Genomic DNA, 605 nt, shown 5'->3' with positions numbered 1-605 from the left:
AGGCTACCGCCTCTCATTTTTTTAAATTATTTTCCGTCTATAAAGATATAAGAAAGGGCAAATCTAAAAACATTTTAGATTCAATATGTTAAAAATTTAAAAACCGTCAGGATTGGACGGAAAAACCGTCAGGATTGGACGGAAAAACCGTCAATTTCACGTTGACTATTGACGGTTTTTCTGTCATGACGTGACGAATTATCTATCAAAAGGAATAATCAAAATGACGGAAAAAAAAATAAAAACACGACGTGGAATAGTTCTCTATGAAAACAATCCTTTTATGATGGATATATCCACAAAAACCAGACGAATAATAAATAGACGTGGTGATATGATGCTCATAAGTGGCGAAGGGGAAATCCAAGCTAACATCGCAGGATTTTGGGAAGCCGAACAAGTCGACAGTACAAAATTCGTAAAACTTTTTGTAAAAGGAGTTAAAGCACTCAAAGAATTAACTGGTGCCGGTACAAAAGTTTTTGAAGTTCTCTACCTTCGAGTGCAAGAAAACATCGGGAAAGATCAAGTTTACATGTCTTTTGGAACAGTCGATCAAGCTCTAACACCAATGAGTGAAGCTACATATACTCGAGGAATGCGAG

General features: G+C 36.2%; 1 protein-coding gene. It reads left to right on the top strand.

The window, feature by feature from the left end; genetic code table 11:
* Positions 1–223: 223 nt before the first annotated feature.
* On the top strand, positions 224–605 hold a 382-nt coding region (locus ABD917_RS08805; protein ID WP_345119679.1), incomplete at its 3' end, for a hypothetical protein.

This window comes from Bartonella pachyuromydis, assembly GCF_039543065.1.
GTDB lineage: Bacteria > Pseudomonadota > Alphaproteobacteria > Rhizobiales > Rhizobiaceae > Bartonella > Bartonella pachyuromydis.
Note: the sequence above shows the minus strand (reverse complement) of the source record. Positions and strands in the feature narration are given on the sequence as shown.